At 65.0% G+C, this 11,961-nt stretch carries 9 protein-coding genes and 1 pseudogene; 5 read left to right on the plus strand and 5 right to left on the minus strand.

Features of this window, described 5'->3' with window-relative positions:
* The first annotated feature begins 183 nt into the window (after positions 1-183).
* On the plus strand, positions 184-564 hold the full coding sequence (locus Q7514_RS21555) for a hypothetical protein (RefSeq protein WP_330135302.1): 381 nt from the start codon (positions 184-186) through the stop codon (positions 562-564).
* A gap of 745 nt (positions 565-1,309) precedes the next feature.
* Here Q7514_RS21555 and Q7514_RS21560 read toward each other — a convergent pair.
* The 4 genes from Q7514_RS21560 to Q7514_RS21575 all read right to left on the minus strand — a co-directional run bounded on the left by Q7514_RS21560 (position 1,310) and on the right by Q7514_RS21575 (position 7,227).
* Positions 1,310-2,908 (minus strand): ISL3 family transposase, encoded by a 1,599-nt coding sequence (locus Q7514_RS21560; protein ID WP_330135303.1) that lies wholly within the window; start codon positions 2,906-2,908, stop codon positions 1,310-1,312.
* A gap of 636 nt (positions 2,909-3,544) precedes the next feature.
* Positions 3,545-5,203, minus strand: a complete 1,659-nt coding sequence (locus Q7514_RS21565) for an ABC transporter substrate-binding protein (protein WP_330135304.1) — start codon at positions 5,201-5,203, stop codon at positions 3,545-3,547.
* Between the two features lie 181 nt (positions 5,204-5,384).
* On the minus strand, positions 5,385-6,203 hold the full coding sequence (locus tag Q7514_RS21570) for a mycofactocin-coupled SDR family oxidoreductase (RefSeq protein ID WP_330135305.1): 819 nt from the start codon (positions 6,201-6,203) through the stop codon (positions 5,385-5,387).
* Between the two features lie 13 nt (positions 6,204-6,216).
* Entirely contained in the window at positions 6,217-7,227 is a 1,011-nt protein-coding gene (locus Q7514_RS21575; protein ID WP_330135306.1) for an alpha/beta hydrolase, read from the minus strand.
* A gap of 174 nt (positions 7,228-7,401) precedes the next feature.
* On the opposite strand from Q7514_RS21575, the gene Q7514_RS21580 reads away from it, so the two are divergent.
* The gene (locus Q7514_RS21580) at positions 7,402-8,355 is read left to right on the plus strand and encodes a LysR family transcriptional regulator (RefSeq protein ID WP_330135307.1); all 954 of its coding nucleotides are present in this window, start codon (positions 7,402-7,404) and stop codon (positions 8,353-8,355) included.
* A 594-nt stretch (positions 8,356-8,949) separates the two neighbouring features.
* Here Q7514_RS21580 and Q7514_RS21585 read toward each other — a convergent pair.
* A pseudogene (locus Q7514_RS21585) lies at positions 8,950-9,144 on the minus strand (IS4 family transposase); the annotation flags it as partial.
* 86 nt (positions 9,145-9,230) lie between these two features.
* On the opposite strand from Q7514_RS21585, the gene Q7514_RS21590 reads away from it, so the two are divergent.
* From Q7514_RS21590 to Q7514_RS21600, 3 genes are read left to right on the plus strand one after another with little or no spacing between them, the layout of a single operon-like run.
* The gene (locus tag Q7514_RS21590) at positions 9,231-9,767 is read left to right on the plus strand and encodes a Mu transposase C-terminal domain-containing protein (protein WP_330135308.1); all 537 of its coding nucleotides are present in this window, start codon (positions 9,231-9,233) and stop codon (positions 9,765-9,767) included.
* Positions 9,764-10,552, plus strand: a complete 789-nt coding sequence (locus Q7514_RS21595; RefSeq protein WP_330135309.1) for an ATP-binding protein — start codon at positions 9,764-9,766, stop codon at positions 10,550-10,552. The genes Q7514_RS21590 and Q7514_RS21595 overlap by 4 nt, the downstream gene beginning before the upstream one ends.
* The gene (locus Q7514_RS21600) at positions 10,549-11,955 is read left to right on the plus strand and encodes a hypothetical protein (RefSeq protein ID WP_330135310.1); all 1,407 of its coding nucleotides are present in this window, start codon (positions 10,549-10,551) and stop codon (positions 11,953-11,955) included. Before Q7514_RS21595 ends, Q7514_RS21600 begins: the two co-directional genes overlap by 4 nt.
* The last annotated feature ends 6 nt before the right edge of the window (positions 11,956-11,961 follow it).

The raw sequence follows: 11,961 nt of genomic DNA on the forward strand, positions 1-11,961 counted from the left end.
CATCGCCGCCGCAAGGGGGGAACTTGCGTGAGTGGTCGCGGGTAGGAGTATTGGGGTGAGGGCCGCGTCACTGCGCGGGTCGCCATAGCGATCAGCGCAGTGACGCGGCGGGCTCCGTATCTCACACGGGATATCCAGCCGTTCCGCTGGCCCGGCAGTGGCTAGATGTAGCACTGAGATTCGATGGGGTACCCCGGGTCCGAGATCGTTGGCTTCGGTGCGCAGCCGACACATATAGACGGCGCCTCTCTGCGTCAAGACAAGCCCTCAGATCCGGATCGTTACGGTGGCACGTTTCATCCCGTCTGGAAAAACATCGACCCCGGCGCGCATGCCATCCCCGCCCCGGCGCGGCCGCTGCTGGTCGCTGCCCGCACCTTTCAGGCTGTGCGCGGCGCCGAGCCGCACCGTGCATTGTTCCGCGGCGGTCTCGGCGGCACGGGCAGCTTTGCGCGGGAATCCGCCGAGGCCTGCGGGCTGGCACTCCCGCCGCGGCATCAGCGGGACGCGCAGCGGCTGTCCACGGTCACGGCGCACCTGTATGCCGGCCCGGACCTGCGGTAGCGGCCGAGAGAAAACCTTCTTCATCGAACCCCGCGGCGGTCGTGGCAGCTCAGGTCAGGCAGGGCCTCCCGCGACAACGTCCACGCACCACTCTCGGTCAGGTTTCGCGGTGCACATACCCCCAGTTCAGCGACCGGAACAGTGCCCGTACGCTGCTGACATTTCGTGCGGCCTACCGCTGACATCGAGCATCGTGCCCGAGGGCGTCCGGACACTGCGACGACGACGAGACATTGGTGGGTTCGGGGCTGACCCAACGAGCCGTTCGGGGTCGGTCCTGGACGGAATAATTCGAAGCAGCAGGAATCACGTCGCGGTTGGTCGGGATCGTGTGCTGAATCAGGTAGCGGTGGCTCGGCACGGTGAATGCCACGACCCAAGTACCTGTGCTGTCGCTTGCCAGGGTGATGGGCTCTGTCGCAGATTCCGTGAAGGATGTTGATGCTCAGGCGAGGTGAGTGTTGGAGAGGTCTGAGGTCGAGATATCGGTGAGTTTCGCCCAGGTGCCGATGGTGCCGGCGAGGCGAGTGCACCGTAGAGCACGTGCAGGCCGCCCTGACTGGCGATGACGGCGTCATATTTGGCGAATGCGCGGCGCTTGTGGGCCAGGGGCGAGCAGGTCGGCGTCGGCGCGTTCTCCGGTCCAGTGGCGGTCGATGGTGTGGCGTCGAGCAGTTCGGCAACTGCAGCATCGTCGCATGTGCGCCACCCGGCCCATCCCGCCGGCCCCGCTGACCGGACGAGTTCAATTGGGGTGCAGAACCCGTTTTCTCAGCAGATCCAGGCCGGCTCGGCCATACATTTGCCTCTTCAGCGCCTTGATTCGTGTCACTGCGCCCTCGGTAGGACCATTGCTGAACGGCAGAGTGAGCCCAGCGGTCACGGCGGTGAGGTCGTGTTCGACGCCGGTGGTGAACGAGTGCAGCGCGGGCAGATCATCGGCGCGGACACAATCGATCCAGTCCGGCAGGCGGTCGCCGCGCCGGTCACGCATCATGACGGCGAACGCGCCGACATGGCGGCGGACCGCAGCCAGCTCGGGACATGCGTCCAGGATCCGGGTGAGTTTTCCGGCGTCGTCGGCGGGCAGGTTGTCGGGGTCGCGCATGATCCACCCGACCACGGTCCGGATCTTCGGCACCACGGGTTTCACCACGACCGGGCGGGCCGGTTTCCGGCCGGTCCGGTAGGGCTGCAGGAATCGATAGACGGTGCGCTCACTGCCGCGATACCCCAGCCGACGCAGCTCGGAGGTCAACGCGGGGATGTCGGTGCAACCGGCGTTCCATCGCGTGAGCAGGTGCGCAACGAACTCGTCGAGCAGCATCACCCGCGTCGTCGCGGCGGCGATGACATCGTTCGGACTTGCTGCGGCCACGTAGCGTCTCGCTGTCTTGCGGTCGATGCCGAGTTCTGCCGCGATGGTGCGTAACCCCTTGCCCTCGGCATGTAATCGGCGGACGGCATCGAACCGTTCGCGGGCGTGTTCGCGAAGCCGAACATGCCCATCGTCGGGTCCTGGCACGGATTCGGTCCGCGACGCTGGTGCGGCAGGAGTAGCCTCGCTCACCGTGACGGTCTGATTCTCGGCAACCGCCGCGGCCAGGCATTCCCGGTGGGCGACGACCGTTTTCTCTACGGCTTGGCCGAGGTTGTGCCACAGATGCCAGCGGTCCGCGCAGTGAACGGCCTGTGGTGCGCCGCGTCGCGCGCCTTCGGCATAGGCGCCGGCACGGTCGCGGGTGATGACCTCGATCTGCGGGTGCGCGGACAGCCACGCGGATAGTGGGTCGGCGTCCCTGCCGGCCAGCACGTCGATCGGCCGGTGGGTTGCCATGTCCAGCAAGACGGTGGCATACCGCTGTCCCCGGCGGATCGCGAAATCGTCGACACCGAGCACGGTTATCGGGCCGATCGGCGGATCCGGTAGCCCGCGGAGCAGCCGCAGCAGTGTGTCCCGGCTGGTCGGCAGCCCCAGCAGCCGCGCCAGCCGTGTTCCGGCGCGACCGGCCAGCGCCGATCCGATCGCAGCCAGCATTGACGTCAACTGGTCCGTCCGCCTCGACCGCGTCCGCGTCACACCCTCGACCTGCTCGGCGAATGTCTGTGCCGCACAGCCAGTATTCGGGCAGAAGAATCGTCGTACCGACAGCCGCACTACGACAGGTCGTCCCGCAACTGCAGCATCGGTCAACCGCCGCCGATAGCGGGAGTGCACTCGCGCAGAATCGGTTTTGCAACGAGGACACCGCGCTGACTCGGCAGCGACGGCAGCTTCGATGACGACGGTGGAGTCGTCGCTACCGACATCGCTGATCAGCAGGTCAGCCAAATGCGGAAACAATTTCCGAACAAGATCATCAGCGCACGCCCGCCACCATTACCCCTCCGCGCCGAGCCCGTGCGGCAACACGCCGAACAGCGGCATCACGGAATCTGCGACAGAGCCCATCTACCTGGCAAGAATCAGGTCAGAGTGGTCCCATTCTCATGGCAGGCGACACCTGTACGACACAAGGTCTCGATAGCTGATCGGATCCGTAAGGATATGTCTTCCTCGCCGGTGAGGTCCTGTTGTCGGAACCCGGGGCGGGGTCCGCGTTCCAGCCCCACCGTCGGGTCGGTCCCACACTGATCAGGCGCTGAGCAACGTGGTTGGGCCCCGATCCCCGATGTAAATTCTCGCTTTGAAGATGAACTGGTCACCGGGGCCCCGCAGCGCTGGCGGCAGCAAGTTGCTCGATGAAGAAAGATCCGACGTAAAGAGTCGTCCCCGCTCCAATCATCGCTGGCATGCGACCAGTAGCAGGAAGTCGCGTTTCGGTAAAGCGCAGGGCTGGTGTGTAATACGGACCAACGGTTCCACCACATCGCAATGTGGCCGAGCGACTCCACACGTAGGCCGTTGCGACGGCCGAGTGAACCTGCCGATGTGTGGGGGCTCACCTGCGTGCGCCGTCCGGTCGGCGCGCGCGAGCAGTTACCCTGAAATGGTCAGATACCTGAAGTCGTATGGGCCCCACGTTGTAGCGTAATCCGTGTCGGCACTGAAGTTTCCGACCCTATCGCTCATCACCCACGGATAGGTGACCCACGTCATCGGCACACCCCACGCCTCCTCCACCAGGTAGTCGTTGAGCTCGACAGCACTGGCCTCTCGCTCCTCAGCGCTGCGACGTGTATCCGTAGCGTCTGCGAACAACTGATCGTAATCCGGCGTCGTACCCGCCGGATTCTGCGTGGCACCCGACCTCGTCACCATTCCACCGGCGAAGCCGAGGCCATACGACGTGAAGTTCAGGTACGCAGGCGAACCACCTCCCGCAAACGTAGTGATCCCCTCGATGCCGTCCAATACCTGAGGCTCGAAGCGAATCCCGGCCTGCCCGAACTGTTCCTTCAGCACATCGGCCACGCCTGGTGTCGTGGCATTGGAGATGATGACCTCACCTAAGTCGATACCGACGGGGTAACCGGCCTCGGCCAGCAACGCTTTGGCCTTGGCTGGATCGTACGCATAACGACCTTCCAAACCGGAATCGAATGCCGGCAAACCGTCACGCGAGTACTGCCAACGTGCATCCGAACCCGGGTACAGCGCCTCGGTGATCGCTTCACGATCGATCGCGTAGTTGAGTGCCTGCCGAACCCGCACATCAGTGAGCGGCCCGATGTCTCGATTCAACATCAACTCGGTTCCGATACCCATCGGCACCGGAACGGTGTTCAGCCCTCGACGGCCCTCGACGGAAGCGATGGTTCCGGGCTGGAACTGCCCAATATCGATCTGCCCGCCAGCGACGGCATTCGTGTACGCCTGGAAGTCCGCTATTGCTGTGTGCTCGATCCGCGCGACCTGCGCAGCATCCTTGTCCCAGTAGTCATCTCGATCACGTACCAGGACCAGTTTCTCACCAGGCGCCCAGCTCTCCACGCTGTAGGCGCCGGAGCCGTTGGTCTCCGTACCCGGATCGCCGTTGGCGATGAGATCCGGATGCATGATGAACCCTGACATGCCCGCCAGCTGATAGGGCATCAGGTTGGTCGGCGACACCAGGTGCAGTGTTACCTCGTACGGTCCGTTCGCCTGCACCTCGGTCACCGGCGCCATAGATCGTTTGACTACCGGAGAGTCCAATGTTCGCGCCCGGTCGAGGTTGACTTTGACCACTTGCGCACCGAGCTGAGTCCCGTCGCGGAATGTAGCGTCCTCGCGCAACTGCAAGCTCAGCTGTCGTCCATCAGTGCTGTACTCCCAGGAGTCGACCAACATCCCTTCCACTTCCCCGGCGGAATTGATCGTGAACAGTCTATCGTAGATCGAATTAAGCCCGAACAGGAACGATGCGACCTCGCTCGTGGCCATGTGCGGGTCGAGACTGGTGATGCCCTGGGTCCAGCCGGCCCGCAGCGTCGCGGATGTGTCGACTTCACGGTCAGTGCCGGGACTATCACCGCTCGAAGCGCAACCGGTGCCCATCACCCCCACTGCAGCTACCACTGCCAATACCAAACACCAACGTCGTCGGACCATTATATGCCCTTTCATACCGACCGAGTCCGGCCGAGCGAGATGTAAAGATGGCAGACAGCCAGCGCGCGCCTTTGCTTCGAGGTCGAACTTCCGATCACCAAGCACTCGACGGGCGCGAGACGATACGACTGTTCGCGTCAAGGGTCCACGATCGGTTCCGAACCCGGTTGTGGGAAGTATTCACGTTGGCAGACCGCAGTGTGAACGTGCTCTGGCCAAGGTTTTCTCGGCGGTGCCGCATATCGTCCTGCATGCTGTGGAAGAAGTTGTCTGATAGGCGGTTTCACTACCGGATGGTAACGCCCGCATCGACCTTCAATTGTGTTCCGGTGATGTATCGCGCCTCGTCGGAGACAAGAAACAGGACCGCGTTACTTACATCGGCAGGTGCCACCATGTCGACGGGTAGAGCGTTCTGATAGATCGCTCCGAGTTGTTGGTGTGTGGTCGATAGTAGTTCGTGGAGCCTTGGCGCCTGGATTCCGGTTGGCACGCCGGTCGGATGCACGGTGTTGACTCGGATGGAGTGCTCCGCGAGTTCATTCGCCAGGGCTTGACTGAGTCCGACGACTCCGTGTTTGGACGCGGTGTAGGGCGTGGTCAACGGGCTTCCCTTGATCCCGGCGGCGGAGCTGATGTTGACGAGACTGCCGCCGCCTTGTTCGATCAGGTGCGGAATCGCAGCCGCACACGTGTTCCAGGTGCCGATAAGGTTGATGTCGAGGACCACGCGCCAATCGTTTTCGGTAACGGTGTTCCACATTCCGGCCGTCAGGACACCCGCGTTTGCCACTGCGGCGTCGAGGTGACCCAGCGTCGCGACGCCGTCATTGACGAAGTCTCGCAACCGTTCCGCGTCACGAACATCGACTGCGGCGGATACGACCCGACGGCCGAGCGCTTTCACACTGTCGACTGTTTCCGAGAGGTCATCGGCGCTACCCATAGGATACTCCACGCCGTCCACCGGCCCACAAATGTCCACGAGAATGAGGTCGGCGCCCTCTTCTGCGAGTCGTACTGCGTGACTTCTGCCCATTCCGCGTGCAGCGCCAGTCACCAATACCACCTTGCCGGTTACCCGGCCAGTGCTGTCTACATACATGTGCTGTGGGCTCTCAGCGGGCTACGGCGGAGGTGATCGCGGGCGAGCCGGTCACGGTCGGGATCCATGCAGCGATGCGATCCCACAGGCTCGCGCGGTTGCCCGCGAAATTGTGGCAGTGTGCGGAGCCGTCGATCAGATGCAGCGTCACATCAGCAGAGGAGCGATAATTGCCTGGCTCGGCGTGCGGGTCGGGTGACACGTCGAGTACCGCCCCGAGTCCGATGAACACCGGAACATCAAGCAAATTGGCGAACTTGGCGACGTAGCCGGGGGTGGTGACTTCAGATGCCGCGCGGACGGGGACCACGGACTCGGCCGCGTCGTCGGCGGCGATAACGTCGTCAGGGACATCCGGGGCGTGGAAGATCGACCGAAGGCGTGATCGTGGGACGATGCAAGAGTTCGCCTCAGGCGGGACAACGTTGTGCTCGCGGAATATACGTTCGCTCTCGGTGATGCGGTCCTCGAGCTCGGAGGCGTCGTTCGTTTCGTCGTGAACGTTGGCGATATCGACTCCATAGCCGAGCAGGGCCACCGCGGCGTAGGGACGTGCCTCTGCTTGCACGATTGTGGTCAGGCAGGCTCCCATGGAGTGGCCGACACCGATCAACGGGATGTCGAGAGGGGGCAGGTGTTCGCTGAGCGTGCCGGCCTCGACTCGTTCCTTCACCTGGTGTGCGACGGCGGCATCCCCGCGGGCAAGAAGGTCCAGGCCGACGGGCCCGGTATTCGTCGGGTCGCTGCTGTCCCCTACACCGAGATGGTCCAATGCGAGGACGGCGAATCCACGGCCTGCGAGATGTTCGGCGAAACTGTATCCGCTCCGCCCGGGGACCTCAAGATGCCAGTAATGCCAATCGTAGGTGCCTCCGGCGAGACAGAGCAATACCGCTGGTGCGCTCGCGGGGTGTTCCGGCAGGAAGAGCCGCGCAGCCTGGGTGAGTGACTCCCTCGAACCTACGGCTTCCGTCACGTCGAATGTGAGCACAGTCGGGGCGGTGAGATGGATGGTCTCGGGCATGTCAGCTTGTCTCCTTCGATATGTTTCATAGTGATCTACGACACCGTTCGTCCGACTATGGCAGGTCCTGCACGACGGGTCCATTGCGTAATTTGCGTGCTCAGACAGCGTCGAGCGCAACGCGCCCGCCCGACAGCTATTGCACTTGGTGAGCTATCTGACCAGAATGGAGTGATGGAACTCCACCAGCTTCGGTGCTTCATGGCGGTCGCACACTATGGGCACTTCACTCTGGCCGCCGAGAGTCTCCACCTGACCGCGTCGCCGGTCAGCCGTACTGTGAAAGCACTGGAGTCCGAGCTCGGGGTCGATCTGTTCGTTCGGCGTCACCGTTCGGTGGGCCTGACGGATGCTGGCGAACGTCTGGTAGAGAAGGTCGGGAGCATTCTCGATCAGGTCGAGGAGTTGAGTGCGATTGCCGCCGAGGCCGCCCCCGGGGCGAACGAGATTTCTCTGGGCGGCACCCATATGTCTCCACCCGGTGTGCTGGACGAGGTTGCCAGACAGATCGAGGCCTACCATTCTGGCAGATCCGTGCGCATCACCCTCGCTGAGCCATCGGAGCTGCGCGACCTTCTCCACGACGGGCGGATCGAGATCGCGGTTGCGCACCTGCCGATACGACCAGGGGTGGCGTTTCGGCCGCTGGCAACCTACGACCTACATCTGGCGATGCGCGCGGACGATCCGCTGGCCCTCCGCTTGGCGATCGGGTGGGACGACCTGCAGGGCAGAACCGTCACGATCGCGGCCTCGACTCCGTATCCGTCCGCGCTCAACGACATTCGTCGTCACCTCGAGAACGTCGGTGTCCACCGTTTCGAGGAGGTCGGCAGCACAGACGTCAGTTTCCTCGCCAATCGTATCCGTTGCCGCGGCGGTGTGATTCCGACCCTCTCGCCGAGCGTCGGAGGACCATGGAAGGTCTTCGACGATCCGGCCTATTCCGTTGTCCCGATCAAAGATTCCGAACTGCGATTCACTCTCGCACTCGCATGGAACCCCGCCCGGCTGCACACGGATCCCTCCTTCGGTGCGCTGGTGGACAGCATCACCCTGCCTGTGCACAGCCCCGCACAGCCGTCACTCCCGTCGTCTACTTCCGGTGGGGGGCGACTACGGAAGTAGACGACAGGACGGAGCTGAATCTCGGGGGGTGTCCCTAATGACTGTTGAACGTCCGGTCGTCAGCAGATGCCTAGGGTGTCCCTGGCCCGTTGAGGTCTCGCCATAGATAGGTGCCGGTCGACCGGACGTTCTCCTGGCGATCTCATCGCGGATCGGGATCGGTTGCGAGAATCTTGACGGGAGGTTGGCGTGTCGTGAAGGCGAATGGGGGCCGGGGGAGAGATGTTGCTGTGCGTGGTTCCATGCCTCGTCTCCACGGTTGATTTCTCGCCTGTCCCGAGCCGCTCGAGCTCTTGCAGAGACTGGAATCGTGCGGATGTCGGGAACACGAACTGCTCATCGGAGGGAAGGCCATCAGAGCCTCGTCATTAGCCCCAGTACCGTTTACTTACGGAGACGGCACGGAGTCGCCCAAGTGGACGAGCGGTCTGCGGTCTATTCGGGACGCGTTCCGATGATGCGGGTGCTTGACGTGGAAGACGGACATCTTGCGTTTGACCACGCGGGGGTTGGCGCGGGGACGTCGAGGAGGTAGACGTTCGTGAAGGATCTCCGTGGTGACGCGGCGGTGCGCATCATTCTGGGTTCGAGGGGAAAACCCGGGTGGCTCGCGGTAGTGCGACGAGCGGCCCGGAGGCTGCGAGTGAACGACAACCGGTCGGGGTCGTATCCGGATTCGTTTGCCGCCGTGTGCATCAGGGTGCGGATGGCGTAGTGCACGCAGAGGTGGCCGTAGACCTCCTGGATCACCCCGTCCGGGGTTTTCGACCGCAGCACCACACCACACCCTCACCAACCTCGGTGACCGGACGCCGCTGCAGTCCTGGGACGACGATCCGACCCCGATCCACGACGTCGACGAGACCCGATTGTGGATGTTCACGCTCGAAGACGACCGCCGCCACCGCACGATCACCACCAAGGGGATCGCGTTCGGCCGCGACCGCCACTACATCGCGGACTGGATGGTCGGACTGGTCGGCGCCGGCGTGCGGATCCGGTACATGCCGCACCACACCGGCGAGATCGAGGTGTTCGACGCCGACACCGGCACCCATCTGGGCACCGCGGTAATCGCCGATGCCGCCTCTGCCGAGGACCGTGCCCGGGTGTTGCAGGCCCGCGCCCGCAAAGCGCGCCAGTTGCGGTCGGATCTGGCCGCGGCCGAACGGGAGCGACGTCCGGTATGCGGCGTCGACGGTGCCGGAACCCGCGCAGCGGCTCGATGCGATGACCGCGGCCGAGGCCGCCGCGGTACTGGCCGCCGCGGTACTGGCCGCCGAACACGACGGCGACATGGCGCGATGGCGCGACCGGATCTGATTCCGCTGGGCCCACCACCGGCGAACTGGCGACTGCCGGTCGACCCGAACGACCGTGCCGAACTCAACCGAAACGAGGACCACCGGTGACAGACACACCCCGCAACCCGGGACCGGATGTCGACGGCGCCCAGGCCGATCACTTCCTCGGACTGCCCGGGGCGCACATCGTGGCCACCGACGCGCTGATGTTGACCCGCGACAACATCGCCGACGTCATCGACGCCAAGGCGATGATGTGCGTGCACGGCGACGCCGGGGTGGGAAAGACGTTCTCGGTCAACGCTTCGCTGCGCGATCTCGCCGCGGACACGGTGTGCCGGGTGCAGTTCCGGGCACGGCCCACCCCGCGCGATATCCGGCACACCCTCTTCGACGCGCTCGGTGTCGTCCGAGTACCGCCACTGCGCCCCATCGAGTTCGACCAGACACTCAAAAGCGTGCTGGCCGAAAGGTTCCGGGTCCTGGTCTGCGACGAGGCGCAGTGGATGTCGCGGGAATGTTTCGAATACTGGCGGCACCTGTGGGACGACCGGCGCACCGACATCGCGATCGTATTCGTCGGCGGCGGCGACTGCTACCACGTGCTCTCCCGCGAACCGATGCTCTCGAGCCGGGTGTACGTGTGGCAGGAATTCCGTCGCATGACCCCCGAACAGATACTGCGGGTGATCCCGGCGTTCCACCCGGTGTGGGAGCACACCGATCCGGACATCCTGTCCTTCGCCGACGCGAACGCCGGGCACGGAAACTTCCGGTCCTGGGCCAAGCTCACCGCGCATACCGTCCGCGCACTCCAACGCCTCGACCGCGACCGGATCGACCGTGAGGTGCTGGGCTCGGTGTTCGCGAAGATGTCCGGCCGCAGCGGGTGACGCGACATCCCTCGCCCACCGCCGGCCCGGCGGGACACAGAGACCCTGCCGACGACACCTGTGCGCCGGTCACCGTGCTGCTTGACCGGGACGACGACGCACACGTCACCCACGCCCTGCTGCGGGCCCACGACCCTGCGTCCGCGGTGGTGACCCTGCACCCCACCCCCGGGATGTCGACCGCGGTCATGCTGGCCCACGACCTGCTGCTCGCGCTGGGGCACTCGCTCGATCGAGCGGGGGCAGCAGGAGCGACCGGCCCGGACTCGGCGTGGCGGGCGGTGACCGCATGGATCCACGGCGACGGCATCCGGCACCTGATCGTGCTGCGCGCCCATCGCCTGTCGAACGCTCAGCACACCCGGCTGCTTCGGCTACGCCACGACACCGGGCTGCACCTCGTGCTCGTCTGGCACTGCCGCGACCCGCTCACCTCCCGCCTCGAGATGCCGGCCGGGGTGCGTCACCACATCACCGACGACCTGACCGCCGTCACAGACCGTCTCGCTCCCCCGCGACGCGACACCCGCCCGCCGACGGACACGACGGAACTGCCCGCCGTGCCCGACAGCGACTGCGCTACTTTCCTCCTCGACGCGGCCGCCGTACTCTCGCGCGCCGACTACACCCGCGTCGCTGCCATCTACCACCAGGCTGCCGAGACGACCGGTCGACGGTTGACCACCTGCGGCCGGGCTCCCGATCTGGCGCAGCGGATGCTCCGCTACCTTCCGGCGCCGCGCTCCCACCTACGCACGCTCTACGGGACGATTCCCCAAAGTCGGGCCCGCCGTTGGCATGCCACCGTCGGCTTGTGCCGTTTCCTCGGTGACCTGGTGGTCGACAGCCCCGGCCGCACCCACACCCTCATCCGGCTCTGCGGTGCCCAGGCTGCGTTCGAGCGGCACGGTCTCGAGCTGGCGTTGCCGCCGAACCTGAACCACATGGTCGGGGTGGGGCTGACCACTACCCCGATCACCGAGCAGGTCATCGCCCGGATCCGGGCCCGCGTCGCGAACCCGGCGCACGCCGCCGCGCTGGCCACCGTGCTGTTCACCGGCGCCGCCTATCGGGAGCTGACGTTTCTGCCGCGGTGCGCCGTCACCGGGGACACCATCATCTTCACCGGCACCCGCGGTGCCGGTCACCCGGCCGACCTGGTCGTGTGGGCGATCCCACCACCGGCGAGACCGTTGCTGCACGCCGCCGTCGTCTTCCAGGAAACCCGCGCCGGACCCGCTGATCGGTTGTTCGCCGACGCGATCGGCAGGAACGGCAGACTGCACCACACCGCCCGCATGTGCGGGCTGATGCTGCCGGCCCTGCACCCGTGGCGCGACGGCTGGCTCCGCAGCACCGCCGTCCTCAACCTTGCTGGGATGTCCTCGACGCCCGTGACCTGATCCCGC

Origin of the sequence: Rhodococcus artemisiae, from assembly GCF_036327795.1 — a bacterium.
Classification (GTDB): domain Bacteria; phylum Actinomycetota; class Actinomycetes; order Mycobacteriales; family Mycobacteriaceae; genus Rhodococcus; species Rhodococcus artemisiae.

What these genes read in the sequence shown, in the direction of transcription:
- Q7514_RS21555 (WP_330135302.1), top strand. Translation starts at nt 184, where the DNA reads ATGGGGTACCCCGGGTCCGAGATCGTTGGCTTCGGTGCGCAGCCGACA.
- Q7514_RS21570 (WP_330135305.1), bottom strand. Translation starts at nt 6,203, where the DNA reads ATGTATGTAGACAGCACTGGCCGGGTAACCGGCAAGGTGGTATTGGTG.
- Q7514_RS21575 (WP_330135306.1), bottom strand. Translation starts at nt 7,227, where the DNA reads ATGCCCGAGACCATCCATCTCACCGCCCCGACTGTGCTCACATTCGAC.
- Q7514_RS21580 (WP_330135307.1), top strand. Translation starts at nt 7,402, where the DNA reads ATGGAACTCCACCAGCTTCGGTGCTTCATGGCGGTCGCACACTATGGG.
- Q7514_RS21590 (WP_330135308.1), top strand. Translation starts at nt 9,231, where the DNA reads ATGTTCACGCTCGAAGACGACCGCCGCCACCGCACGATCACCACCAAG.